The sequence below is a fragment of the Cronobacter sakazakii genome (assembly GCF_000982825.1).
GTDB lineage: Bacteria > Pseudomonadota > Gammaproteobacteria > Enterobacterales > Enterobacteriaceae > Cronobacter > Cronobacter sakazakii.
The window spans coordinates 2,632,395-2,656,255 of sequence record NZ_CP011047.1 but is presented as its reverse complement, the minus strand read 5'-3'; the positions used below and the strand labels follow the sequence as shown (position 1 = coordinate 2,656,255).

Below are 23,861 nucleotides of genomic sequence, written 5' to 3'. Positions count from 1 at the left end.
CCTCAGTGCAGTGCGTCAGAGATTAATGGAGACGTTCCAGCAGCGCCTGCGCCACCGCCGTTGCCGAAGCCGGGTTCTGCCCGGTGATGAGTTCCCTGTCCGTCACGACATGCGAGGTGAACGGTTCGGTATTGCTGCTGTATTGGCCACCCGCCTGCTCGAGCGCGGTTTGCGGATAGAATTTCATCGCCCCGCCTTTCGGCAGCAGGCCTTTGGCAATCTCCTCTTCCGCATTGCTGATAACCGTCATCCGGTAACCCGCGTAAATCCAGCCGGGCTGCGCCGCGGCATGGCCGGTTTCCGCCAGCTGGCGGGTGAATGCCGGCGCATCCGGCAGCGTGGAGAGCAGCGCGATGGGGCCGTGGCAGACCAGCGCCGTTGGCTTACCGGCGGCATGAAACGCGGCCAGCGCCTTGCCGAGCGCCGGGCTGGTCAGCAGATCCTGCATCGGCGCATGGCCACCCGGAATGTAAATCGCGTCAAACTCGCCGTAGCCACGCTGCGCGGCACGCGCCAGGCTAATAACCGGCGAAGACGAAGGCGACGTCAGTTTCAGTTTATCGAGCAACGCGCGATGCGTGCGCCACGCGTTCACGTCATTGTTGAAATACATTTTGTCATCAGAGGATTTATCGAGCGTCGGCGCCTGTCCATTCGGCGTGGCGAACGTGACCTGATGCCCGGCGTCCAGCAGACGTTTTACCGGCTGCATCAGTTCATTGAGATAAAAGCCTGTCTGAAACACTTTGCCGTCTTTCAGATCCAGATGGTCAGAATCCGACAGCACTACCAGCACGCTGGCGGCCTGCGCACTCAGGGCAGAAAGACCAAGCGCTGCGGCGAGCGCGAGATGACGTACCATTTTCACCATGTACTCCTGTTGATGTCTTTAGATTTGCAAGCCTTGCCTGCAACTGGCGCACACTGTAGTGTTTCCTCAAAAGTGGATAAACCACCGCTAAAGACATTCATTTGTTCTTCAGGAGACATAATGAGCCGACGTTTCGCCCATCTCAGCGATGTGGAAATCTTCGTGACGATCATTGAGAAAGGCTCGATCACCGCGGCGGCGGTGGCGCTAGGCACCACGGCATCCGTACTGAGCCGGGCGCTAACAAGGCTTGAGACGCGGCTTGGCGTACAGCTGGTGAGACGCACCACGCGCCAGCTCAGCCTGACGCAGGCCGGGCGGCACTATTACGAGCAGGCGTGCAGCGCTTTTAGTGTGTTTGAGCGCGCCGAGCGGGATATTCAGGGACGCGGCGCACAGACGGTCGGCCATATCCGGCTTAGCGCGCCGACCACCTACGGGCACTACCGGCTTCCGGCGCTGTTGCAGCGTTTCGCCGCGCACTATCCGGGGATTACCGTTGAGCTGAATATCACTAACCGAAACGTGGATCTGGTGGCCGAAGGCTACGATCTCGCTATCCGTCTGGGCACGCTGCCGGACAGCCGGCTGGTCGCGCGTAAGCTTGAAGAGGCACCGCTGTGCCTGGTCGCAGCACCCGCTTATTTGCGCCAGCACGGCGAGCCGCACGAATTAGCCGCGCTTGAAAACCACCGATGCCTGCCGTTTATCATGCCAAGCAGCGGGCGTATCGCGCAGTGGAGCCTGTGCGAGGAAGGAGCCCCCATTGAGTGGACGCCGAAGGGGCAGATTCAGGTCTCGGATGACATTCTGGGCGTTATCTCGCTTGCCGTCAGCGGCGCGGGGATCTGTCAGACTTACGATTTTATCGCGCGCCCGCTCATGGAAAACGGCCTGCTGACGGAGATCCTCCCGCAAACCCGCGGCCGCACGCGCCCCTTTTCGCTTATTTACGCGCCGCACAAAGGGCTGTCATCCGCCAGTGAAGCGTTTATTCGCTTCATACAGCAGGCAACAGGCTAGTGGGGCTTATGACAACAGGACGGCACGGTTACGCCCGGTGCTTTTCGCCTGATAGAGCGCCTCGTCCGCCCCTTTGATAAGCTCGGTCAGACACGCCATTCTGCCGTCAGATGTCATGCTGTAACAGCCCGCGCTGATGGTCACCACGCCATCGGGCAGTTCGGTGTCGGGGTGTGGCAGCGCCTGCTCCCGCACCATGCTGACCACCTTTTCCGCGACGCGCAGGGCGTCGGCGGACGAAGCCTCAGAGAGTATGATTGCGAACTCTTCGCCACCGTAACGCGCCACCAGATCGCCATGGCTAAAAGAAGCCTGCTGGAGCACACCGCCGATACGACGCAGGCAGGCGTCACCGGCCACGTGACCGCGATTGTCGTTATAACGTTTGAAAAAATCGACATCGATAAGAATGAGTGAGACGGGGTTCCCGGTGACAGCGGTGTCGGCCAGCGCCTGCTCAAGAAAGGCGTCAAAGCGCCGCCGGTTAGCAAGCCCCGTCAGACCATCGACCATCGCCATGGAATGCAGCGTGTGGTTGATTTTCACCAGCTCGTCACGCAGCGTCGCCAGCTCGTTGCGATCGCGGATATTCACTCTCACCTGTCTGAACAGCACCATGCCCATCAGGATAATGGCGGTCAACAGCGCACCGTTGATAAGCAAATCGGGAATACTGTTTTTAAGCCAGGTCGCGCGCAGATTGTCTTTGTCATACCCGGCCACCACGACAATCGGGTAACGCGTCGAGCGCGCAAAGCCGTAGATTCTGACGACCTGATCAAGCGCTGACAGCCAGGTGGCGCTGCCCTGGCGCGCTCGCAGCAGCACCTGCGTAAAAAGCGGGCTGTCAGAGAGATCTTTATTCAGCACGCTTTCATCAAAGGGGCGAATGTACAGCGGCTTGCCATCGACCAGCAGCAGCGCCAGGATGTCATTATTCGTCAGTTCAAAGTAGCTGTAAAACTGGCGGAAATAGTCCATTTTGACGGTGGCCATTACCACGCCCGCAAAGCCGCCGGTGATGTCATTGAGGCGTAGCGAAACCGGTATCACCAGCTGGCCGCTGATGTTACTGCGCACCACATGGCCTATATGTATTCCCATCCAGCCATGATCTTTGTGGTAGAGAAAATCATCGCGGTCCGCAATGTTGTCCTCAGCAGGTTCCTGCCCAAAAGAACTGTTGCGCCATGCGCCGTGCGCATCGTAAATAAACAGCCCATCAAGCTGCGGCAGCCGCTGTTCCAGCTCGGCAAGCGATGCGTTGAGTTCATGATTGGGAAGATAGCCATAAGCCAGATTGCGGCGGATCTCCTGCAGGGTCAGCTCTGTCTGGAGAAAAGTGTCATCCGCCTGGCGCACCTGCGAAAGCGACAGGTTAATCGCCTTGCTCTCGGCATCTTCAACCGTGCGCTCCCAGGAGAGATACAGCGTTACCGCATTGGCCGCGATGCTTCCTGCCAGCAGAATAAACAGAAAGGACGCCAGACTGCGCCCGAGCGGCGTATCCAGCGCCAGAATGCGGATAAACTGTTTTTTCTCAGGCACGACGGCCACCTCCTGCGTATCCTGCCCGCGTTGCATTAATTTTACTGAAGTTTATCGGAAGCCGCGTCAGGCTCGTTTTTAACTCACTTTGAAAGCCCCCGAACGACAAGCCAGAGAATTCCGCGAGTTAACATCAATATGCATCAGATAAGAATAGACCCGATTGCGTCACAGGCGGCAGTTTTCAGTGGTAATCGTTAAGGGTTAGTTTGGGTGACTGACGCGCGTTGTCGCGTTTAAAAGAGAGGCTACCAGTAACATGAAAGCGGGTGAAAACTGCAAAGAAAGGTAAAAAGCTTCCAGGCGAGAAGCGAAGCCGGGCACAATTCACGGCGCGATTAGTCTCAAACTTTTCTCAACGGGATTTTTATCACTGAAAAACGAGGCGGTAAGTGCTTGAATAGTGGCGGAGAGAGGGGGATTTGAACCCCCGGTAGAGTTGCCCCTACTCCGGTTTTCGAGACCGGTCCGTTCAGCCGCTCCGGCATCTCTCCGTACTTGAGGTTGCCATGATGCCAGGATCTTTGGCATTTTAACAGTCCCTGCCTCTTCGATTTTGTTCAAGTGACGAGTTTGCGAGCAATAAGATGATTAAGTGGCCCTGGAAAGCAAATCACACCGCCGCGCTGGCACCTCTTCCCTGGGAAGCGGCGCTCGCCATTCCGTTACTGGCGGGCCTGAGCGACGAACAGCAGCAGAAGCTGGTGCGCTTAAGCGAGCGTTTTTTACAGCAAAAGCGGCTGGTGCCCTTACAGGGTTTTGAGCTGGATGAGCTGAAGAGCGCCCGCATTGCCCTGCTCTTCTGCCTGCCGGTGCTGGAGCTCGGTTTAGAGTGGCTCGACGGCTTTCACGAAGTGCTGATTTACCCCGCGCCGTTCGTGGTGGATGACGAATGGGAAGACGACATCGGTCTGGTGCATAACCAGCGCGTGGTGCAGTCCGGTCAGAGCTGGCAGCAGGGGCCGATTATCCTTAACTGGCTCGATATTCAGGATTCGTTCGACGCCTCCGGCTTTAACCTTATCATTCATGAAGTGGCACATAAGCTCGATATGCGTAACGGCGATCGCGCAAGCGGCATTCCGCTTATCGCGCTGCGTGAAGTCGCAGGCTGGGAGCACGACCTGCACGCGGCGATGGAAAATATTCAGGATGAGATAGATCTGGTGGGTGAAAGCGCCGCCAGCATTGATGCCTATGCCGCCACCGATCCGGCGGAGTGCTTCGCGGTGCTCTCCGAATATTTCTTCAGTGCGCCGGAGCTTTTCGCGCCGCGCTTCCCGTCGCTGTGGCAGCGTTTTTGTCACTTTTACGGTCAGGATCCGCTGCTGCGCTTACGCCTGCGTGAAACGCCCGCCCTTTCCGACGGCGGTCAGGTACATTAAAAGCGCAATCTGACGCAGAATTAAGCGTTTGAATACATAGCGTAATTTTTTGCGTTGACACTGATGCGGGGCATGATTATTATGCGCCCCGTTCACACGATTCCTCTGTAGTTCAGTCGGTAGAACGGCGGACTGTTAATCCGTATGTCACTGGTTCGAGTCCAGTCAGAGGAGCCAGATTCAAAAAAGCCCGCTTTTTAGCGGGCTTTTTGCTTTTCTGCTTCCGTTATTCTCTCCCTCTTTACCGCATATTCCTCTGCCCACACGGCATCTCTGAGTTAATTGGTCCTTAAACGTCCGTCACGGCGCAAAACGGTTTTCACCCGGCGGCTGGCGCTGTAGTCTCAGTAACGGCTTTTTTTGGCTGCGTACGATGTGAGTAACCTTCAATCTGCTTTGATAACAATAACAATACAGAATGTTGACGAATGGACAGGACAACGATGGATTCCACAATCACAACTCCCCGCCCTGATGAGGCGCTCCCTGCCTGCAATCGCGCGCGCCGCGCGGCCTGGGGCAGCTTTGCCGGCGCGGTCGTAGACTGGTTTGATTTCTTACTCTATGGCATTACCGCGGCGCTGGTGTTTAACACCGAGTTTTTCCCGCAGATCTCACCGGCCATGGGCACGCTTGCCGCCTTCGCCACCTTCGGCGTCGGCTTTTTATTCCGCCCGCTCGGCGGAATTGTCTTTGGCCACTTCGGCGATCGCCTGGGCCGCAAGCGGATGCTGATGATGACCGTCTGGATGATGGGCATCGCCACCGCCTGCATCGGCATTCTGCCGTCGTTCGCTACCATTGGCTGGTGGGCGCCGGTGCTGCTGGTGACGCTGCGCGCCATTCAGGGGTTTGCCGTGGGCGGCGAATGGGGCGGCGCGGCGCTGCTTGCGGTGGAAAGCGCCCCCGCCGGGAAAAAAGCGTTTTACAGTAGCGGCGTTCAGGTGGGATATGGCGTAGGCCTGCTGCTCGCCACCGGGCTGGTGTCGCTTATCAGCTATCTGACGACCGATGCGCAGTTCCTGAGCTGGGGCTGGCGCTTGCCGTTCCTGTTCAGCATTGTGCTGGTGCTGGCGGCGCTGTGGGTGCGTAACGGTATGGCGGAGTCCGCGGAATTTGAGCGCGCGCAGGCGGCAAAGCCCGCGCAGGCGAAAAAGCGACCGCCGGTCTTTGAGGCGCTGGTACGCCACCCTGGCGCATTCCTGAAAATCATCGCCCTGCGCCTGTGCGAACTGCTGACGATGTATATCGTTACCGCCTTCGCCCTTAACTATTCCACGCAGAATCTGGGCATGCCGCGCGAGCTGTTTCTTAATATCGGCCTGCTGGTGGGCGGCGTGAGCTGCCTGACCATTCCGCTGTTCGCGTGGATGGCCGATCGCTACGGACGGCGCCGCATTTATATCACCGGCGCGCTGCTCGGCGCGCTGAGCGCTTTCCCTTTCTTTATGGCGCTGGAAGCCCGTTCGATTGTCGGCGTGGTGATTTTCTCGCTGATGCTCGCGAACATCGCGCACGATATGGTGGTCTGCGTGCAGCAGCCGATGTTTACTGAGATGTTCGGCGCGGGGTATCGCTACAGCGGCGCGGGCGTCGGATATCAGGTGGCTAGCGTGGTGGGTGGCGGCTTTACGCCCTTTATCGCCGCCGCCCTGCTGACTTTCTCCGGCGGCGCATGGCATACGGTCGCGATTTACCTGATGGCGGGCTGTCTGCTGTCGGCGCTGACCGCGCTTTTTATTAAAACGCCACAGGCGCAGTAATCGTCACGCTCCGCCAGCCCTGCGCTGGCGGGGCGTTTACCGCTAAATCTGATAATCGATCACCACGTCACTTGCAGGCTCAAGCGCCTGCTGTTTAATTTCGTCAACCGACAGCCCGGCGTTGCACAGCTCAATAAAGCGCCAGACGTAATTGCGCTGAAGCTGCCCGCGTTTCAGGCCCAGCCAGACGGTGTTAGCGTCGAACAGATGCCGCGTGTCGAGCCGCGTGAGCAGGCTCTCTTCATGGGGTTCGCTCGCCTGCTCTGCCACCAGCCCAATGCCAAGCCCCAGCTCGACATACGTTTTGATAACGTCGGAATCCTGCGCGCTCAGGACGATATCCGGCGTCAGCCCTTTTCGGCTGAAGGCCTCATCGATGCGCGAACGGCCCGTGATGCCCTGCCGGTAGGTAATAAGCGGCCAGCGGCTAATCTCTTCAAGCGTCAGGGGGTTGGCCTGCGTGAGGGGGTGATCCTTCGGCACCAGCAGGCTGTGATGCCAGCGAAACCACGGATAAGCCACCAGGCCCGGATCGGCGCTTAAGCGTTCACTGGCGATACCGATATCCGCCGTGCCGCTTTGCAGCAGCGATTCTATCTCCTGCGGCGTGCCCTGAATCAGCTCGAGACGCACCTCGGGAAAGAGCGAGCGAAAGGTTTTAATCACCGACGGCAGGCTGTAGCGGGCCTGGGTGTGCGTCGTGGCGATAGTCAGCACGCCGCTGGCGTCGTTGGTAAAGAGATCGGCCAGGCGGCGCACGTTGCTGGCCTCGTTAAGAATGCGCTCGGCAATCACCAGCAGCGCTTTGCCAGGCTCCGTCATGCCCAGCAGCCGTTTGCCGCGGCGAATGAAAATCTCAATGCCGAGCTCTTCTTCAAGTTCGCGAATATGGCGGCTGACGCCAGATTGCGAGGTATAAAGCATATTGGCCACTTCGGTGAGATTGAAATCCCGCCTTGCCGCCTCACGAATAATTTTCAGTTGCTGGAAATTCACAGCGCCCCCGGGAGCGATTCAACATGACGCTATTGTTAAAGTCCCCCGGAGGGCATCACAAATAATAAAAAGCTGTCTGTTATTCCTTTGGGGAATATCTGTCAGCTCACCAGCAGCAGTTCGCGGTTTTCCAGCGCCGGGCGCGCCACCAGTGACAGCAGAATATCTTTCACGGCCTGCGCCTGCGGCGTTAACGGCACGCGGGAGGAGACATTGAGCGAGAGCGGCAGCGTCATCGACGGGCTGGTGATACGCGCGAGCCAGCCGTTGGTTGAACCGGCAAGCGAGCGCGCGGCGGATTCCGGCAGCACCGTCACGCCCATGCCGCTGGCGATGGCCGCGCTCAGCGTGGACACCGACTCGATTTCGCCGATGATTTTTGCCGTCAGGCGGCGCAGCGAGAAAGCTTCATCGACGCGCTTGCGCACGGCGCTGTAATCACGCGGCAGGAAAAGATTCATCTGGGCGACGCTCGCCAGATCCACGCTCTGCCCCGGACAATCGCGCGTGCCGACCAGGAACAGATCTTCTTTGATAAGCGGCTGGCTGGTGAGCCCGGCCACCGGCGCGCGGTCATACAGCACCGCCATATCGAGCTGGCCGCTTAGCAGTTTATCGTTCAGCGTCGCACCGCTGTCTTCATGCAGGTAAACCAGCACGTCCGGGAGTTCGGCGCGCACGGCCTGCAGCAGCGGCATGGTTACTGAAGAGGCGGCGGTACCAGGCGCGAGGCCAATAGAGACCTGGCCCTGTAGCGTCTGGCCGACATTATGTACGGCGAGCTGCGCCTGTTCGCACTGGCGCAAAATGGTGCGGGCATGCGCATAAAGAATTTTCCCGGCTTCCGTTGGCGTGACGCCCCGTTTGGTGCGAATCAACAGTTGCTGATCCATCTCCCCTTCCAGAGTCGCAACCTGCTGGCTTAACGCGGGCTGCGCGATATGCAGCACTTCCGCAGCCTGCGTCAGGCTACCGATATCGACGATTTTCACAAAGTATTTCAGTCGTCTTAAGTTCATTTTGCCTCCTGTACGGAATGCCAGAGCCAATGCCGGCAATGATGTCGTAACAGGTTTTGCAAGATGCTTGCCAGTTTTTGAAAAGCGGGAGCGGCTAATATAACTGCTTAAATTATAAGAGAAAGCGATAACTTATCGGTTTACAACGTTGAAACACTGTTTTGCTTATGCCCCATAAGAGGTACGTTTGCACCAGAAGAGTGCAAAGGCGGAAGGTTTCGGCTGGTTGACGCTTTTCTCAGCAAACGAATTTTCTGGTGCGTTCAGGGCTTTACAACGCCAGGCGACCTCGGTACTATGCGCCCCGTTCACACGATTCCTCTGTAGTTCAGTCGGTAGAACGGCGGACTGTTAATCCGTATGTCACTGGTTCGAGTCCAGTCAGAGGAGCCAAATTCAAAAAAGCCCGCTTTTTAGCGGGCTTTTTGCTTTTCTGCACTCACCTTTCTGTCTTAGGATGTGAAGGTCACCACTGTTTTCATTTACGCTTTTTCTGTTGGGTCTGAAATGCTCCTTGCTCAGATGCCAAATCAGACGCTAAGTTTTCACAATAAAAAACCTTCTGACATAGCGCCGCCATTGGGACTTGATAATTCAGTTCATGCAGAATGAGGAGCCATTTCAAGTTCGCCTATTATGTTTCCACTATTATTACTCATAATAATACTGGGCTGAATGATTAAGTCTGTCGGCTTAGTAGTTTAACGCCCTGCATGAAATCTTATGAAGGTTGCTAATCCTGAGTGGCATCCAAGGTGATAACCAACAGAAACAATAAACATATGGGCTTATTCCTGCCGTCGAAATCACCCATTGATAAGAAACCACCTTGATCTAAGTAACGTCTCAATAGATTTCGGAAACAGGCATCTATAACAAGACGTCCAGGCGTAGTGCCGTGAAAGGCCAAAATCTTTTCCTGATAAAAGATATCGATACGCACTTACTATTTCAGGTAGTATGTGTAATTCTCCTGTAACTCAAAATATATGTTCTGATGAATTTAAACTGATTGGCAGGATAAGATAATCTTCAATTGTGTTATTCTATGGTTATGAATGTCAGGGAGATAATCAGATTAAGGCTCTGTTAGTATGATGAAAAACTCGTCCAGAGATATTCTTTCAGCGTGGCGTGACTATATAAAACTCAGCGGCGCGGAAAAAAGTAAAATACCGGCCAGCCAGGTACATGAGCATCAGCAACTCATGCTTGATGAAGAGAACTGTGAAGAAAATCAGAATGGCATAGTCATCAATGTTAAGCCTGAAATTAGCGAAAACTGGCGCAAGCGTTTTGTTAAGTATGGCGAAAAGGGTGAGATCACCTATATTGAACCAGTCAATCTGCTTTTTCCTGTGCTCCGCTGTATAAAAAATGAGCGCAGAAAATCCCATGTAAAATACTTACCGCTTTTCTCTTTCCCGCTTCCAAAGTCATTTTTTGAACAGGGAGGAACCACGCTGCGGGTTCCCGTTAAGGATGACCAACTTGTTAGCGCATTCCCCTTCGCTTTTCGTGAAATGTTTGGCATCCGGCTGAATGAGCTTGGTGAAAACCGTCATATGATGAGTGTAGTCAGCGCCCTCACCGGATGTAAATATGACACCTTCTTTGAAGCATTTGAGGCTCTTCAGACAAGGATCGCTCAGCAACCAAACCGTAAACATAGTCTGGAAAATGCATTTAATGCCCTGTTGGCTCCGCTGCATAATGAAGATTATAACCTCAAACGAGATGCGGAAGATTTTACCTGGCTGTGTGATAGTTCGACTGGTGACTTCCCTCTGCTGGAGCAGCATCTCAACCATATCCATAATGCTGAAAATGCCTGGCAACCAGATGAAGTGGTCACCTGTGGCTTGTTTGAAACACAATATCCACTGGGTCATGGACAGATGGCGGCAATTCAGGCCATTAATCAGGATGAGCGTCTGATTGCAGTGCAAGGCGCGCCAGCGCACGGGTAAGACTACTCTGTTCAAGTCACTCATCGCCCAACAACTGGTCGCCAGAGCGCTGGCAATTGCTGATAGTAAGGATCAGAACTTCGGCATGCTGGTAACCTCCACGGCAATAAAAGCAGTGGAAAATATCATTGATGATCTGCGCAGCGATCCTGCAATTCAAGAGCTTGACTGGTTGTGGTTTCATAGCGGCTCAAACGAACAGGTACAGCATGAACTTACCCGACTTGTTTACAGCCCGGTAATTTTTCATCCTCTTGATAATCCGAATTTTCAAAACGATGCACCAAACATGCTGAATGTTGTGGTTTCACGCGCAAAACAGCAGTTTATCGTGGTAGGTAACCACCACCGGTTGCGACAGGCGGGTGGATACCTGAAAGTTCTCGCGGACACTGTTGCTGAAGATTTCCTTCTGGAACAAGGCAGCCAGCATCCGAATTTCGACAGCCTGAGCCAGACACCGCGCCTACAACGTTATTACCGTGACTGTGAACATATCGCCGCATTCAGTGCGCTGGCGAGCCAGTGCGAATAGGAGCTGGTTATCATCACTCCGTGGATCCGTCGGGGCGGTAAACAATATCAAAGGCCGGAGCCGGAACTGGCACAACTGGTGGCAACACAGCGGCGTGGAATCAGGGTTAAAGTCTATTACGGCTACTATCATCAACGTCTGGACCGTGCAGGGGACAATGATGAAACTCTGATTGCTGAGTACCGCGAACAGCTGGGAAAAGACAATGTTATCCGCCTGACCGAAGGTACTCATGAAAAGGTGCTGATGATCGATGGCCGCTACATTGTTCTCGGGAGCTGGAACTGGCTGTCACATGGTTATCATGATGGTTGTGAGCGTAGCGAGCCATTCAGTAACGCTATTCGTCATGAGATTAGCGCGGAGCTGGATGATGTTTCGCTGGTGAAGGAACTTAGGGAGAGATTGAGGCTGGAATAGCGTTTCGGTTTCAAATCAAGAGAATGCTACTAACAGTAGCAAAAACTCAACCAAGACGTTGGCTTTCATATTTATACTGGTTAATCAGTACAAACCAACATTTTTTGATGTAACGATAGATAAACAACATGAATGAGTTCGGCAAACATATAGTACCAAATAGATCTATTTTCGCCAGCGATCCCTTCGGGTACAGTGCATTAGCTCGCCAAATGTTAGGAATGGCTACCACTAGTGCAGGATTTCCTGTTGATATAACAAAACCAGCGACAGGTGATGAGTTAAAGAACCCAATTCTTTGGCTATCACAGGCTCATGCACTTTCTGAAGCTGCGATTGCTGTTTTAAGAAAAAACCAAGACTTTGAAAGCATGCCTGTATTGATTCGCGGAGTTTGTGACAGCCAATACTGCGCTGTGGGGTTAATGCTTGTTGGCTATAGCTGGTAATGACTCCAACTTATTGATAGTGTTTTATGTTCAGATAATGCCCGATGACTTTGTCATGCAGCTCCACCGATTTTGAGAACGACAGCGACTTCCGTCCCAGCCGTGCCAGGTGCTGCCTCAGATTCAGGTTATGCCGCTCAATTCGCTGCGTATATCGCTTGCTGATTACGTGCAGCTTTCCCTTCAGGCGGGATTCATACAGCGGCCAGCCATCCGTCATCCATATCACCACGTCAAAGGGTGACAGCAGGCTCATAAGACGCCCCAGCGTCGCCATAGTGCGTTCACCGAATACGTGCGCAACAACCGTCTTCCGGAGCCTGTCATACGCGTAAAACAGCCAGCGCTGGCGCGATTTAGCCCCGACGTATCCCCACTGTTCGTCCATTTCCGCGCAGACGATGACGTCACTGCCCGGCTGTATGCGCGAGGTTACCGACTGCGGCCTGAGTTTTTTAAATGGCGGAAAATCGTGTTGAGGCCAACGCCCATAATGCGGGCGGTTGCCCGGCATCCAACGCCATTCATGGCCATATCAATGATTTTCTGGTGCGTACCGGGTTGAGAAGCGGTGTAAGTGAACTGCAGTTGCCATGTTTTACGGCAGTGAGAGCAGAGATAGCGCTGATGTCCGGCGGTGCTTTTGCCGTTACGCACCACCCCGTCAGTAGCTGAACAGGAGGGACAGCTGATAGAAACAGAAGCCACTGGAGCACCTCAAAAACACCATCATACACTAAATCAGTAAGTTGGCAGCATCACCAAGAAAGAGTTGCTTACGTCCGAGCATATGCTCTTCAGGCAAACCTGATGGGTTCTCAATTAGCACTTAGCGATTTAGCCTCCGCTGAGGTTAAAAAAGAACTAATTGCTGAAAAACGGCATAGCGAATCTGATGACCTGCGTCAGTTGAAGCAGTACAGTGGGGTATTAATCCCCTGGTATAATTTACGGGCCAAAGTAATTCTTGGTAAAACAGGGAAAGCAGACTTAGAAAGTGAGCTAAGTGATACTCAAAAAGAATCGGCGGCTATTAAGGGTTATTCTTACTCTGAGCATTCATTATCATCAAATGAGATCGCAAATGCATGGTTTGATATTCTGATTGAAGCAGGTAATGCTTCAAAAGACGATGTGGAAAGCATCATCAAATGGAGTCAGCATAAAGGGAACAGAGTATTCACACCAACGTTTCACCGTTTCAGTTCTGTATGTGCAAAGATTTCAGGGCTTGAAGGGCTTTCATATCACTTCGCCGAACTCGCCTTATCCTTATGGAGAGATGAGCACTCTGATGCTCAGGTCAAAGCTGATGGCTATATAGACCTTTCCCGTTCACTCATTTCACTTGATGAGCCAGAAGCTAAAGAATACTTTAACAAAGCGATTGAAGTTACAAATAAGCTGGGTGATGAAAATTTAAGTCGATGGGAAGCGATACTTGATCTTGCTGAATATGTTGCTGGAAAAACGCAAGTTCCACCTGAAATTGTCTATAAACTAGCCCGGTGTGCTGAGCTAACCAGAGAATATGTTGATCGGGATAAACATTTTGCGTGGAGTGATACTGTTGAGATTTTGGCTGAGTTATGTCCATCTTCAGCCATGTCAATAATAAGTCGTTGGCGTGACCGTACATTTGGTAATCACAGAAGCATACTGGCATGGACCATTGAGCATCTTGTAAAGAAAAATAAAATTAATGCACTCGATGCACTGCCTTTAATTACATTTGAGAACGGGGTAATGACTCCAACTTATTGATAGTGTTTTATGTTCAGATAATGCCCGATGACTTTGTCATGCAGCTCCACCGATTTTGAGAACGACAGCGACTTCCGTCCCAGCCGTGCCAGGTGCTGCCTCAGATTCAGGTTATGCCGCTCAATTCGCTGCGTATATCGCTTGCTGATTACGTGCAGCTTTCCCTTCAGGCGGGATTCATACAGCGGCCAGCCATCCGTCATCCATATCACCACGTCAAAGGGTGACAGCAGGCTCATAAGACGCCCCAGCGTCGCCATAGTGCGTTCACCGAATACGTGCGCAACAACCGTCTTCCGGAGCCTGTCATACGCGTAAAACAGCCAGCGCTGGCGCGATTTAGCCCCGACGTATCCCCACTGTTCGTCCATTTCCGCGCAGACGATGACGTCACTGCCCGGCTGTATGCGCGAGGTTACCGACTGCGGCCTGAGTTTTTTAAATGGCGGAAAATCGTGTTGAGGCCAACGCCCATAATGCGGGCGGTTGCCCGGCATCCAACGCCATTCATGGCCATATCAATGATTTTCTGGTGCGTACCGGGTTGAGAAGCGGTGTAAGTGAACTGCAGTTGCCATGTTTTACGGCAGTGAGAGCAGAGATAGCGCTGATGTCCGGCGGTGCTTTTGCCGTTACGCACCACCCCGTCAGTAGCTGAACAGGAGGGACAGCTGATAGAAACAGAAGCCACTGGAGCACCTCAAAAACACCATCATACACTAAATCAGTAAGTTGGCAGCATCACCTGAGAACGGTTGGCATAAATGCAACTTGCTTGACTCAGTTTTATCCTCGTGTACTGATGACGAAGATAAGATTGCGGTATTCGAAGTGGTTTACCACTATACGAAATTTGACGTACAAAATATCCAAAGTCTTAAAAAGCTGGATGCTATTGCTACATCATTAACTATTGAACACTCAGAACTGAAAGAAACAATCGCACATCTACAACGTACTGAGGCGGTTTCAACAAAATCCAGTTGCTCATCATGTGATAGTCAGCAAGATCACGCCCAAGAATGGGAGTCCGTTTTAAAGGATTGTGATTTATCGTCTATTGATGGTATTAGTACAGCATACGAAAAATTTCGTAGTGTTCCTGAGCTCTATTCCAAAGAAACCTTCATCAAAAAAGCAATAAGCCGAGTTAAGACGGGGAAAGAATGTAATTTTATCGCTGCTGTTAGTACCATGTCTCACTGGGGGCTTTATGATTTCAAATATATTTTTGAATCTATACCTGATGAATGGGCATCGCGTTTAAGCATTAAAACTGCCCTGGCAGGTTTAATAAAAGAGTATTGCCAACGTTTCTGTATGCGGATAGGGAGAAGTCGTTTTTACGAGATTTTTCCCTTCGGTCTGGCCAGCAGGCTTTCTGATATAAGTGAAAAAGAGATTTTCGGTATTATCCTGGAAGCCATTGCAGAATCACCAGATCCTGCAAATGCTGATCGTTTGTTTAGCCTTCCAGGCCTTCTTGTTAGTAAACTGGAGCATAACGAAGCGTTAAATGTATTATCTTATGCCCTGGATTTATTCGATGGTGTGCTAAAAGATGAGGATGGTGACGGCCCATGGAGCGAGAAATTATCTCCGCCAACTCATGTAGAAGATTCACTTGCAGGATATATTTGGGCACGGTTGGGTTCTCCAGAAGCAGAAATGCGCTGGCAGGCAGCGCATGCGGTTCTGGCACTATGTCGAATGAATCGTACAAGCGTTATACAAGGAATTTTTCAGCACGCGATAAATGCTACCACTTTACCTTTTTGTGATCGCAATCTGCCCTTTTATACCCTTCATGCTCAATTGTGGCTAATGATCGCTGCTGCAAGGGTTGCGCTGGATGATGGAAAATCGCTGATTCCCAATATTGGTTATTTCTACCGCTATGCTACTACTGATCAGCCACATGTATTAATCCGTCTTTTTGCTGCCAGAACTTTACTTACGCTGCATGATAGCGGCCTGATCTCTATCCCTGCACAAGAAGAGGATAAACTCCGAAATATAAACCAGTCTACGACTCTCCCTGTGCTAGATGAAGTTGAAGAGCATAGAGGTGAAGATTCATATACTTTTGGTATCGACTTCGGCCCATACTGGTTAGAACCTCTGGGCCGTTGTTTCGGCGTATCTCAAAAACAGTTAGAACCTGAAATGCTTCGCATTATTCGCGATGATCTTGGTTATAAAGGCAGCCGCAACTGGAACGAAGATGAGCGTAATAAACGACGCTATTATCACGACAGAGATAACCATCACAGCCATGGTTCCTATCCACGTGTCGATGATTACCATTTTTACTTGTCATACCATGCAATGTTTATGACAGCCGGTAAGCTACTAGCAACAAAACCTCAAGTAACCAGTCGCTACGATGAGGTTGAGGATGTTTTCCAAGACTGGTTAAGAAGGCATGATATTTCTCGGAACGATAATCGCTGGCTCGCAGATCGGAGAGATATACAGCCCAAAGAGCGCTCCAGTTGGCTCAATAGCAGCGCTGAAAATAGGGATGAATGGCTGGCATCAATGTCTGAAAATGTATTTAACGAAACACTATGCCCCAGCCCCGGAATATTAACGCTATGGGGACGTTGGTCTGACGTTTGTTCAGATCGAAAAGAATCTATTGTTGTCCATTCTGCGTTAGTATCGCCGGAGCGATCTTTATCGCTCCTCAGAGCATTACAAACAACTAAAAACATATATGACTACAAAATCCCTGATGCTGGAGATAGTCTTGAAATAAATCACGCACACTATCAGCTAAAAGGATGGATTAAAGATATTGCTGAATACTGTGGAATTGATGAGTTTGATCCTTGGGCGGGTAATGTAAGGTTTCCAATCCCAGAACCAGCCTCATTTATTATTGATGCGATGAAATTAACTACTGATAAAGATCATCGGGTATGGTATTCACCTTCTAGTGTTGAACCGGCGATGGTTTCCAGTATCTGGGGCTATCTATCAGGTAAAAATGAGGAGGAAAAATCACATGGTTATAGGCTATGTGCTTCAATACACTTCATAAAATCAGCATTAGAAACATTCAACATGGATCTCATTTTAGAGGTTGATGTTGATCGCTATTCACGAAACAGCAGATATGAACGGAATAATGAAAATGAGCTCGACAATATCCCTTCAAGCACTCGACTCTTCCTCTTCCGACATGACGGAACCATCCACACGCTATACGGCAATTATCGAATTGGGGAAGAAGTTAGTTGATGAGCTTAAACTGAATGACTCTGTTGATACGTTGGGCCGGTGGATGGCCCACTATATTGCAGAACTCCTTTACGATGCGAAACATAGCCCGGATGAAATTATTCGTGCAACTAAACATGCGGAGCTCAGGGACTCTATTTGGGCATTCTGGGTTAATCGCTACGAATTGCCAATTGGCAATAAATCTTTTCAGGAAGCTGAACCTATTCTGAGAGCCTTACAAAGCCTTGATCCTGAAAACGAGCAGCGAAGATATTTTTCCCCCGCACAAGAACTGATAGATACCGAAAAAGAACCAGACGAAGTTAAAAAATGGCTCTCAATCGCTGGTGATGCTGCCAACTTACTGATTTAGTGTATGATGGTGTTTTTGAGGTGCTCCAGTGGCTTCTGTTTCTATCAGCTGTCCCTCCTGTTCAGCTACTGACGGGGTGGTGCGTAACGGCAAAAGCACCGCCGGACATCAGCGCTATCTCTGCTCTCACTGCCGTAAAACATGGCAACTGCAGTTCACTTACACCGCTTCTCAACCCGGTACGCACCAGAAAATCATTGATATGGCCATGAATGGCGTTGGATGCCGGGCAACCGCCCGCATTATGGGCGTTGGCCTCAACACGATTTTCCGCCATTTAAAAAACTCAGGCCGCAGTCGGTAACCTCGCGCATACAGCCGGGCAGTGACGTCATCGTCTGCGCGGAAATGGACGAACAGTGGGGATACGTCGGGGCTAAATCGCGCCAGCGCTGGCTGTTTTACGCGTATGACAGGCTCCGGAAGACGGTTGTTGCGCACGTATTCGGTGAACGCACTATGGCGACGCTGGGGCGTCTTATGAGCCTGCTGTCACCCTTTGACGTGGTGATATGGATGACGGATGGCTGGCCGCTGTATGAATCCCGCCTGAAGGGAAAGCTGCACGTAATCAGCAAGCGATATACGCAGCGAATTGAGCGGCATAACCTGAATCTGAGGCAGCACCTGGCACGGCTGGGACGGAAGTCGCTGTCGTTCTCAAAATCGGTGGAGCTGCATGACAAAGTCATCGGGCATTATCTGAACATAAAACACTATCAATAAGTTGGAGTCATTACCCAATCGCTAATCATATTGATTCTACGGCGAAAATGCTGATTGATTACTGCCTCTCTTTAGCTGCAGAAAATGCTATTGATAAATCTAAAGAATGGGTTGAATTGGCGCAACAGGCCGGACTTAACGAAGACATCGATATGATTGAATTGCGGATTTTTCGATTTCTGGATAATCCTGTCAATAAAGATGATCCGACGGTTGTACAAAGAAGAGTACTGGAGAAACGGCAGAAAAAACTCGCCGCGTTTCTCTCGTTAGCTTCTCAGTTAGATGAACAACTCAAATCAGAACTTGAAGCTTTGCCAGCATCTGAGAACGGGCCAACAGGGGATGATACTGGTGTTTGATATGACTCAGTTTAGCCATAGCTATCTGGCCCAAGCGTTTTCTATTAATTCTTAAGGTTTAGTAACAGGAGTTTTCATGCCAAATCTCAGATTTTTGATCGAAAATATCGGTTCGAATCAAGACAATATAAAAGCCGCTTTCAGTAAAGCTTACCATCTATGCAAAGATGCTGGGCTTCAAAAAATCACGTTGGTGTTCCCTGCAAAAGGAATGTTTTTGCACTCTGATATTGCAACATTTCTCGGCGCACAAACTGCAAAAGCATTGGGAAAAGGCAAAACCGTCGATCTGGGAGATAATATCCGACTAGACTTTAAGATCCCTAAGAGTTTCTTACCATATGATAACTATGACGTAATACTGGCAACGTATCTTCTGAGCAAAGACATGGATATTGTTGATAGTGCGCAAAATATCAACAGCATCGTCTTCTTACCCTGGTCAGAGGAAGAAGGTAAACGCTGGTTATCTACATGGGATCCTGAAATAGTCGGTCAGTCTCACTGGAAAGTACAAAAGCCACAATTGCCAACCTATGTAGGCGATGAGATTTTGCGACTAGGTCGATGCATCAACATGGCAACAGGGCTCAGCCATCCATGTGATAAAGACATGGCAAAGCGAATTTTTTCTGACCTAAAAAAGCAAGGATTCAGAGCAACTGAAGAGGCAATCAGACAGTTTGCAGTCAATAATGGCTGGGAACCTGCCAAGGCGAAAGAATTGGCAAATTTTGCTAAGAAATATATGGAATAGTTGAATCTACAAGGCTTACTCATTGTGTGTTCGGTGTTGGCTAAATAGGTGGTCATTCTGGTGGTCTTGACAACCCCAATTTTTAGGTTTAGCTTACCAATCAGCCAGTTAATGGCAAAGGCGATCCCAGTCAGAGGAGCCAAATTCTAAAAAGCCCGCTTTTAAACGGGCTTTTTGCTTTTCTGCGCCTGGCTAGTCACGCCATCCCATGGCCGGGGCGATGTGGCGCAGTACCGATTCAATCACATGTACGTTGTACTCCACGCCCAGCTGATTCGGCACCGTCAACAGCAGGGTATCCGCTTCGGCAATCGCGTCGTCCTGCTTAAGCTGTTCGATGAGCTTCTCCGGTTCAGCCGCGTAGCTGCGCCCGAAGATGGCGCGCGTTTTCTCATCCAGAAAACCGACCTTATCGCTGTCGTCACGGCTGTTGCCAAACCAGGCGCGATCCCGGCTGTCCATGAGCGGAAAAATGCTGCGGCTCACCGACACACGGGGCGTGCGCGTATGCCCGGCCTCTGCCCAGGCGGCGCGGTAGGCGCGGATCTGCTGCGCCTGCTGAATGTGGAACGGCTCGCCGGTTTCATCGTCTTTCAGGGTGGAGCTTTGCAGGTTCATTCCGAGCTTCGCCGCCCAGACTGCGGTGGCGTTGGAGCCTGCGCCCCACCAGATGCGCTCGCGAAGTCCCTCAGACCACGGCTCAAGCCTCAGAAGGCCTGGCGGGTTAGCAAACATCGGTTGCGGATTGGGTTTGGCGAAGCCTTCCCCGCGCAGCACTTCCAGCAGCGTCTCGGTGTGACGGCGCGCCATGTCGGATTCATTTTCACCGGCGGCAGGCTCATAGCCAAAATAGCGCCAGCCATCGATCACCTGTTCCGGCGATCCGCGGCTGATACCCAGCTGCAGGCGACCGCCTGAAATAAGATCCGCCGCCCCTGCGCTTTCCGCCATATAGAGCGGGTTCTCATAGCGCATGTCGATAACGCCGGTACCGATCTCAATATTGCGTGTTCTGGCCCCGATGGCGGCCAGCAGCGGAAATGGCGAGGCGAGCTGGCGCGCAAAGTGGTGCACGCGGAAATACGCGCCATCCGCGCCCAGCTCTTCGGCTGCGACGGCCAGATCGATGGATTGCAGTAGCGCATCTGCGGCGGTGCGCGTGGCGGACTGCGGCGACGGCGTCCAGTGGCCAAATGACAAAAAGCCTATTTTTTTCATGTTGATCCCGTTTTCAGGGCGAGCATATATGGCGCAACCGATATCAATCACGCCATGCCCGCCGCGTTGTCTGGTTCAGATACCCTACTCTGTGCTGATAACGGGAAAGAATAAATGCCCTTTGTTTAACATAATGGTTCAAATTTCTTGAAGAATGGGCTGGCGCGAAAGCTGAAATGGCATGACGGGTTGGCAGAATAAGGCTGACGACAGTTTCCGATGCCAGCCTTCGTGAGCTTGCTTATCTGGCCGTTGGCCAGCTTACCGACGGGGCGCGGTTGAGTAATGGCTTTGCAAACAGATACCCCTGGAAATAGCGAATGCCCGCCGCTTCCAGCCAGCACCACTCTTCCACTTTTTCGACGCCTTCAGCGACCACCGTTATCTCAAGCTCGGCGCAGCAGCGCACGATGCCGTGCACGATGGCCTGCTTCGGGCCGTGCAGGTGAATATCGGCGACGATGCAGCGATCGATTTTAATGCGGCCTGGCTGGAAGCGGGTCAGCAATGACAGACCGGCAAACCCGGCGCCAAAATCGTCTATCGCCAGGTTAATGCCCGCGGCACGCAGCTGGCGAATGACGCACTCAAATTCATCAAAGCGCGAGATAACCTCGCTCTCGGTGACCTCAACAATCACTTGCTGTGGTAACAGCCCCTGGCGCGCAATTTGCGCCAGCAGGATCTCCACCGCGCCCGGCATCTGCACCAGCGTTCCGGGTAGCAGGTTAACCGAGATCATCTGGCTGCCGATATTGAACGCTTTCGCCAGTGCAAACGCGATTTCTTTGGAATGCAGATCGAGTTCATACAGCGCTTTGCTGGAGAGTGATGCAAACAACGCGGCGGGCGAGCCCCCCTCAGGGGAGCGGATCAGCGCCTCATACGCTTTAATTTTGCAGGTCGTCGGCTCAACAATCGGCTGCAGGGCAAACTGGCAGGCGATATCCGTCACCACGGGCGCGACAGACGCCAGCGGTGGCGGCGAGGTGGGCTCCATCCGCCAGGCACCAGGCTGAAACTGACGGGAAAGCTGCAGGCTGTCCGGCCGACGCAAAAAAGAGCGGATAAACTGATACACCCGCGCTTCGCGGGCGAGATTAAACGGCACCACGCTTGATTTAACCACCGCTTTCAGCACCGCGTGGGCTTTGACGTTGCGCAGATCAAAGAGCGCCATGCCAACATTTTCAAAATGCCGGCGAGGGGCGTAGTCGCGCATCAGCTCCACGACGAAATCGTGCCGTTCGTCCCGGCTGATACGACCAAAAAGGGCTTCTACCGCATGCAGCGGCCCTTCCAGCACCTGAAGAAACTGATGACCATCAAAGACCAGAATACCGCTGACCTGCATCTGCGCATTCCGCGTCTGTGCCTGCCTTACAATCGCCTGCAGGCTCGCCTGGTCGATATCGCCTTTCAGCCGACTGCGGTAAATCAGGGTAGATAGCATCGTTTTCCTGCATGTTCAGGTCATATAAAAAATCAGTATACCCTGTCGCTTTTCACCGCAAGCGGCGAATTTGCCCGCAAAAAGTCGCTCACTATGGGCTATTGCGACTTTAATTAATAAAAACAGATGTATAACCAGTGAAAATATTTACTCATAACGCGAATACGTTAAGACGTGAGTCGGCCAGGCCCATTGCGCACAATCTCAGCAAGTAAACACTTTACAGATTTATGCCATTGCGCCATTCCTTTATGTTTCATAAACCTGTGAAATAATTATCAGAGACAGCCCATCTCCCCGCCGAGCTATGTGGGATCAGGAGAACCGATGAATACTACTGCAACACCACTGACGCCCGACGAGGCGCTCGACAAGCTGGAAGCGTTATATGATGACGCGGTTAACGCGCTGCGCGAGGCAATCGCCGCCTATATTAACGAAGGCCGCCTCCCCGATGAGACAGCGCGCGCGCAGGGTTTATTTGTCTATCCGCAGTTGCGGGTATGCTGGGATGGTGACGGCAGCAAAGCGCAGAAGACGCGCGCTTACGGGCGTTTCACCCATCCGGGGTGTTACACCACCACCGTTACGCGTCCTGGGTTATTTCGCAGTTATCTGCGCGAACAGCTGATTCTGTTGTATGAAGACTACGGCGCGACGATTGAAGTCGGCCCTTCACAGCATGAGATCCCCTACCCGTATGTGATTGACGGCTCGGCGCTGACGCTGGATCGTTCGATGAGCGCCGGTCTGACCCGCCACTTCCCGACCACCGAGCTGGCGCAGATTGGCGATGAGACCGCCGACGGGATTTTCCACCCGACCGAATTCTACCCGCTGTCGCACTTCGACGCCCGCCGCGTCGATTTCTCGCTGGCGCGTCTGCGCCACTACACCGGCACGCCGGTCGAGCATTTCCAGCCCTTCGTGCTCTTTACTAACTACACGCGCTATGTCGATGAGTTTGTGCGCTGGGGATGCAGCCAGATCCTTGATCCGGACAGCCCGTACGTGGCGCTCTCGTGCGCGGGCGGCACCTGGATCACCGCCGATACCGAAGCGCCGGAAGCGGCGATTTCCGATCTCGCGTGGAAAAAACACCAGATGCCCGCCTGGCATTTAATTACCGCTGACGGGCAGGGCATTACGCTGGTGAATATCGGCGTCGGCCCGTCCAACGCCAAAACGATTTGCGATCATCTCGCGGTGCTGCGCCCGGATGTCTGGCTGATGATTGGCCACTGCGGCGGCCTGCGTGAAAGCCAGTCGATTGGCGACTACGTGCTGGCGCACGCGTATCTGCGTGACGATCACGTGCTGGACGCCGTGCTGCCGCCGGATATTCCGGTGCCGAGTATCGCCGAAGTGCAGCGCGCGCTCTATGACGCCACGAAGCTTGTGAGCAATATGCCGGGTGAGGAAGTGAAACAGCGTCTGCGTACCGGCACCGTGGTGACAACCGACGACCGCAACTGGGAACTGCGCTATTCGGCCTCGGCGCTGCGCTTTAACCTGAGCCGCGCGGTGGCTATTGATATGGAAAGCGCGACTATCGCCGCCCAGGGTTATCGCTTCCGTGTGCCTTACGGCACGCTGTTGTGTGTGTCCGATAAACCGCTGCATGGCGAAATCAAGCTGCCGGGCCAGGCGAACCGCTTCTATGAGGGCGCGATTTCCGAACACCTGCAGATTGGCATTCGCGCAATCGATTTGCTGCGCGCGGAAGGCGAACGCCTGCATTCGCGCAAACTGCGCACCTTTAACGAGCCGCCCTTCCGCTGATTAACGCAACCCCGGCGTAGCGCTGGCTGCGCCGGGGTTTGTGGAATTATTCAGCAAACGGTTCAGCATTTCACATTCAGGCTTTGACAACCCGAAACGCTGCCGTTACTATGCGCCCCGTTCTCGCAATTCCTCTGTAGTTCAGTCGGTAGAACGGCGGACTGTTAATCCGTATGTCACTGGTTCGAGTCCAGTCAGAGGAGCCAGATTTTAATCCTG

General features: G+C 52.5%; 22 protein-coding genes and 4 tRNA genes. 17 read left to right on the top strand and 9 right to left on the bottom strand.

Annotation, left to right across the window (positions count from 1 at the left end):
- Window positions 1-22: 22 nt before the first annotated feature.
- Window positions 23-871 carry a type 1 glutamine amidotransferase domain-containing protein gene (locus CSK29544_RS12640; RefSeq protein ID WP_004387295.1) on the bottom strand — a complete coding sequence of 283 codons (849 nt, stop codon included), beginning with the start codon at window positions 869-871 and terminating at the stop codon, window positions 23-25.
- Between the two features lie 120 nt (window positions 872-991).
- Between CSK29544_RS12640 and CSK29544_RS12635 the strand changes: the two genes are divergently transcribed.
- Entirely contained in the window at window positions 992-1,894 is a 903-nt protein-coding gene (locus CSK29544_RS12635; RefSeq protein ID WP_029039558.1) for a LysR family transcriptional regulator, read from the top strand.
- A 6-nt stretch (window positions 1,895-1,900) separates the two neighbouring features.
- Here the strand turns inward: CSK29544_RS12635 and CSK29544_RS12630 are convergent, their stop codons facing one another.
- Both CSK29544_RS12630 and CSK29544_RS12625 read right to left on the bottom strand, forming a co-directional pair.
- Window positions 1,901-3,442, bottom strand: a complete 1,542-nt coding sequence (locus tag CSK29544_RS12630; protein WP_029039557.1) for a GGDEF domain-containing protein — start codon at window positions 3,440-3,442, stop codon at window positions 1,901-1,903.
- A gap of 404 nt (window positions 3,443-3,846) precedes the next feature.
- Window positions 3,847-3,936 (bottom strand) — tRNA-Ser (locus CSK29544_RS12625).
- Between the two features lie 93 nt (window positions 3,937-4,029).
- Here CSK29544_RS12625 and mtfA point away from each other — a divergent pair.
- The 3 genes from mtfA (at window position 4,030) to shiA (ending at window position 6,590) form a co-directional block, all read left to right on the top strand.
- A complete protein-coding gene (mtfA, locus tag CSK29544_RS12620; RefSeq protein WP_004387292.1) occupies window positions 4,030-4,827 on the top strand; it encodes a DgsA anti-repressor MtfA in 798 nt (265 codons plus the stop codon).
- A gap of 101 nt (window positions 4,828-4,928) precedes the next feature.
- Window positions 4,929-5,004, top strand: a tRNA-Asn gene (locus tag CSK29544_RS12615).
- Between the two features lie 266 nt (window positions 5,005-5,270).
- Window positions 5,271-6,590 carry a shikimate transporter gene (gene shiA, locus CSK29544_RS12610; protein WP_029039556.1) on the top strand — a complete coding sequence of 440 codons (1,320 nt, stop codon included), beginning with the start codon at window positions 5,271-5,273 and terminating at the stop codon, window positions 6,588-6,590.
- Window positions 6,591-6,632: 42 nt separating this feature from the next.
- On the opposite strand, the gene cbl is transcribed toward shiA, so the two are convergent.
- A complete protein-coding gene (cbl, locus tag CSK29544_RS12605) occupies window positions 6,633-7,586 on the bottom strand; it encodes an HTH-type transcriptional regulator Cbl (RefSeq protein ID WP_004387291.1) in 954 nt (317 codons plus the stop codon).
- Between the two features lie 101 nt (window positions 7,587-7,687).
- A complete protein-coding gene (nac, locus tag CSK29544_RS12600; protein ID WP_029039555.1) occupies window positions 7,688-8,605 on the bottom strand; it encodes a nitrogen assimilation transcriptional regulator NAC in 918 nt (305 codons plus the stop codon).
- 317 nt (window positions 8,606-8,922) lie between these two features.
- Here nac and CSK29544_RS12595 point away from each other — a divergent pair.
- The 5 genes from CSK29544_RS12595 (at window position 8,923) to CSK29544_RS22965 (ending at window position 11,979) form a co-directional block, all read left to right on the top strand.
- Window positions 8,923-8,998 (top strand) — tRNA-Asn (locus tag CSK29544_RS12595).
- A 701-nt stretch (window positions 8,999-9,699) separates the two neighbouring features.
- Entirely contained in the window at window positions 9,700-10,575 is an 876-nt protein-coding gene (locus tag CSK29544_RS24900; protein ID WP_234004295.1) for a hypothetical protein, read from the top strand.
- Window positions 10,544-11,110, top strand: coding sequence for a hypothetical protein (locus tag CSK29544_RS24895; RefSeq protein ID WP_234004296.1), 567 nt, complete (start codon window positions 10,544-10,546; stop codon window positions 11,108-11,110). The genes CSK29544_RS24900 and CSK29544_RS24895 overlap by 32 nt, the downstream gene beginning before the upstream one ends.
- A 78-nt stretch (window positions 11,111-11,188) precedes the next feature.
- On the top strand, window positions 11,189-11,530 hold the full coding sequence (locus tag CSK29544_RS24890; RefSeq protein ID WP_029039551.1) for a phospholipase D-like domain-containing protein: 342 nt from the start codon (window positions 11,189-11,191) through the stop codon (window positions 11,528-11,530).
- Window positions 11,531-11,658: 128 nt separating this feature from the next.
- The gene (locus CSK29544_RS22965) at window positions 11,659-11,979 is read left to right on the top strand and encodes a PH domain-containing protein (RefSeq protein WP_179944791.1); all 321 of its coding nucleotides are present in this window, start codon (window positions 11,659-11,661) and stop codon (window positions 11,977-11,979) included.
- A gap of 10 nt (window positions 11,980-11,989) precedes the next feature.
- Here the strand turns inward: CSK29544_RS22965 and CSK29544_RS12585 are convergent.
- Window positions 11,990-12,687, bottom strand: a protein-coding gene (locus tag CSK29544_RS12585; protein ID WP_095033700.1) for an IS1-like element IS1B family transposase whose coding sequence is annotated in 2 segments (ribosomal slippage) — window positions 11,990-12,438 and window positions 12,438-12,687 — 699 coding nt in all. Because the reading frame shifts where the segments join, the coding sequence is not laid out codon by codon here.
- Between the two features lie 102 nt (window positions 12,688-12,789).
- On the opposite strand from CSK29544_RS12585, the gene CSK29544_RS24285 reads away from it, so the two are divergent.
- A complete protein-coding gene (locus CSK29544_RS24285; RefSeq protein ID WP_046623033.1) occupies window positions 12,790-13,743 on the top strand; it encodes a hypothetical protein in 954 nt (317 codons plus the stop codon).
- On the opposite strand, the gene CSK29544_RS12575 is transcribed toward CSK29544_RS24285, so the two are convergent.
- A protein-coding gene (locus tag CSK29544_RS12575) for an IS1-like element IS1B family transposase (protein ID WP_095033700.1) occupies window positions 13,737-14,434 on the bottom strand; the annotation gives its coding sequence in 2 pieces (ribosomal slippage) (window positions 13,737-14,185 and window positions 14,185-14,434; 699 coding nt in all). The genes CSK29544_RS24285 and CSK29544_RS12575 overlap by 7 nt on opposite strands.
- 80 nt (window positions 14,435-14,514) lie before the next feature.
- Between CSK29544_RS12575 and CSK29544_RS24280 the strand changes: the two genes are divergently transcribed.
- The 5 genes from CSK29544_RS24280 (at window position 14,515) to CSK29544_RS12550 (ending at window position 19,189) form a co-directional block, all read left to right on the top strand.
- Window positions 14,515-16,989 (top strand): hypothetical protein, encoded by a 2,475-nt coding sequence (locus tag CSK29544_RS24280; protein WP_133053185.1) that lies wholly within the window; start codon window positions 14,515-14,517, stop codon window positions 16,987-16,989.
- Between the two features lie 43 nt (window positions 16,990-17,032).
- Window positions 17,033-17,344, top strand: a complete 312-nt coding sequence (locus tag CSK29544_RS24275) for a hypothetical protein (protein ID WP_151451224.1) — start codon at window positions 17,033-17,035, stop codon at window positions 17,342-17,344.
- A 28-nt stretch (window positions 17,345-17,372) separates the two neighbouring features.
- A protein-coding gene (locus CSK29544_RS12560) for an IS1-like element IS1B family transposase (protein ID WP_095033700.1) occupies window positions 17,373-18,070 on the top strand; the annotation gives its coding sequence in 2 pieces (ribosomal slippage) (window positions 17,373-17,622 and window positions 17,622-18,070; 699 coding nt in all).
- A 47-nt stretch (window positions 18,071-18,117) separates the two neighbouring features.
- Complete coding sequence (locus CSK29544_RS12555) at window positions 18,118-18,432, top strand: hypothetical protein (RefSeq protein ID WP_007891497.1); 315 nt, start codon at window positions 18,118-18,120, stop codon at window positions 18,430-18,432.
- Window positions 18,433-18,508: 76 nt separating this feature from the next.
- Window positions 18,509-19,189 carry a DUF1889 family protein gene (locus CSK29544_RS12550; RefSeq protein ID WP_029039263.1) on the top strand — a complete coding sequence of 227 codons (681 nt, stop codon included), beginning with the start codon at window positions 18,509-18,511 and terminating at the stop codon, window positions 19,187-19,189.
- 192 nt (window positions 19,190-19,381) lie between these two features.
- Here CSK29544_RS12550 and CSK29544_RS12545 read toward each other — a convergent pair whose 3' ends face one another.
- Window positions 19,382-20,407 (bottom strand): LLM class flavin-dependent oxidoreductase, encoded by a 1,026-nt coding sequence (locus tag CSK29544_RS12545; RefSeq protein ID WP_029039264.1) that lies wholly within the window; start codon window positions 20,405-20,407, stop codon window positions 19,382-19,384.
- 241 nt (window positions 20,408-20,648) lie between these two features.
- A complete protein-coding gene (locus CSK29544_RS12540) occupies window positions 20,649-21,860 on the bottom strand; it encodes a diguanylate phosphodiesterase (protein ID WP_007891503.1) in 1,212 nt (403 codons plus the stop codon).
- A gap of 327 nt (window positions 21,861-22,187) precedes the next feature.
- On the opposite strand from CSK29544_RS12540, the gene CSK29544_RS12535 reads away from it, so the two are divergent.
- Both CSK29544_RS12535 and CSK29544_RS12530 read left to right on the top strand, forming a co-directional pair.
- Window positions 22,188-23,642: an AMP nucleosidase gene (locus CSK29544_RS12535; RefSeq protein ID WP_004387287.1), complete on the top strand. Its 1,455-nt coding sequence runs from the start codon at window positions 22,188-22,190 to the stop codon at window positions 23,640-23,642.
- A 130-nt stretch (window positions 23,643-23,772) separates the two neighbouring features.
- Window positions 23,773-23,848, top strand: a tRNA-Asn gene (locus CSK29544_RS12530).
- Window positions 23,849-23,861 lie beyond the last annotated feature (13 nt).